Annotated in this window: 2 protein-coding genes; both read right to left on the bottom strand. The window is 37.6% G+C overall.

The features are described from left to right. Positions 1 to 733, bottom strand: a 733-nt coding sequence (locus HRT72_07970) for a hypothetical protein (GenBank protein NQY67644.1), incomplete at its 3' end; no start/stop codon positions are given. Positions 734 to 736: 3 nt separating this feature from the next. Beyond that, positions 737 to 1291 carry a sigma-70 family RNA polymerase sigma factor gene (locus HRT72_07965; GenBank protein ID NQY67643.1) on the bottom strand — a complete coding sequence of 185 codons (555 nt, stop codon included), beginning with the start codon at positions 1289 to 1291 and terminating at the stop codon, positions 737 to 739. Between the last annotated feature and the right edge of the window lie 219 nt (positions 1292 to 1510).

Raw genomic sequence — 1510 nt, 5'->3', positions numbered from 1 at the left:
GTGCACGGATCATTCCGCCTGTTTCTAGCGCCAACCCATTTCTTTCTGTAGTCAGGTTGTACGCAATCATGTCTTCCCATTTGAGTGCTTCTACAAGCTGGAAATCAATTTCACCTTTAACTGGATTTCCGTTCTTATCAATGAATGCATCGGTTGGAATAATTACAAGTGTTCCGTCATCGCCTAAAATTGCAGCGCCGTCAGCAACTTGAACAGGAGTATGTTGGACGTCCAATGGAATCCAAGTGCTCAATAGTTCTACTTTTGGCATTGGAGGTGAAGGCAGAGTAAGATCCGGTTCAACAATACATTTTGTATCTGGAAGATATGCAGGCTGAGCAATAGCAAGTTCTTTGGTAGTGTCTTCTACAACCGCAATTGGTTGAATTTCTTGAACCGGAAGCTTTTGTTCTGTCTTCTCAAAATTTTCTTTTTTTTCGGCCATGTTGCCAAAAAGGAAGAATGAAGCTGCCGTTACTAATGCAAGAAAAACGCCACCAATCGTCCATTTTCCTTTCCATGGTTTTCTTGGCGGGGTAGGAATGATCGCAGCAATTTCTGCTCTCAAAGCGCTTCGTTTATTGGCTTGTGTAAACAAGGGCTGAAATTCAACCATGCTTCGTAATTCTGGCGATGCTGCTATTTGTGCTTCAAAATCCTGAGCTTCCGACTGTGTCATAGAGCCACTTACGTATGATTCTACCAATTCGTATTGAGTTAATTCTGGTCTCATAGCTTAATGTGTTATAGGATTAGAAGTTTCTTGAGCGAGTTGATGTGCTTTCTGTAAACACTTGTATTTCTGTGTTTTGGCAGAATTAACGCTCGAAAAGCCTAGCTCCTTTGCTATGGACTCCATTGAGTTTTTATTGAAATAGAAAAGCTTAAATATCTGTTTACACTTTTCTGTGATCAGGTTTAGGATTGATTCTATCTTTTGCAGTTTTGCTTCTTTTTCAAAGTCGTAACTAAGATCTTCTTGAGAAACAATTAAAGTGTTGTTCCATTCGAGGTTCTTGTGTTTTTTAGAATCTCGAATTGCTCCCATAACGAGGAAACGATTAATTCCGTAAAGAAAAGTTGTGAGTTTTGAAGTAAGTTCAAAGTCAGGAGATTCAACTTTCTCGATAAAAAGAATTAAGCTGTCATTAAAGATTTCATTGGCAAGATTAGTGTTGCAACCGCTTTTTAATATTAAAGCTTTAATTTTCGGAAACTCTTTGTATAGAAAACGGATGACATTTTCACGCTGTCCTTTGCGAAGAGAGTGGATGATTTCTAGATCTGTCATGTTCTGGTTTTCTAATTAATGGCAAGGAAAAGAAAAGGTAACCTTTTTTGGTGTAATTATTAATTAGGAATTATAAGTGAGGGTGATTCTTAAATCAATTGGTAATTGAATTAAGAATCACAAACAAGAAATTAATAATTCCCCTAGTTTATTTAACAAAAAAAAATCCCAAATCAGCAGGGCCGATTTGGGATTTAAGAAGTGGCGTGGTGGTTATTT

This window comes from Flavobacteriales bacterium (assembly GCA_013214975.1).
Classification (GTDB): domain Bacteria; phylum Bacteroidota; class Bacteroidia; order DT-38; family DT-38; genus DT-38.
This window is presented reverse-complemented; position numbering and strand designations above follow the sequence as displayed.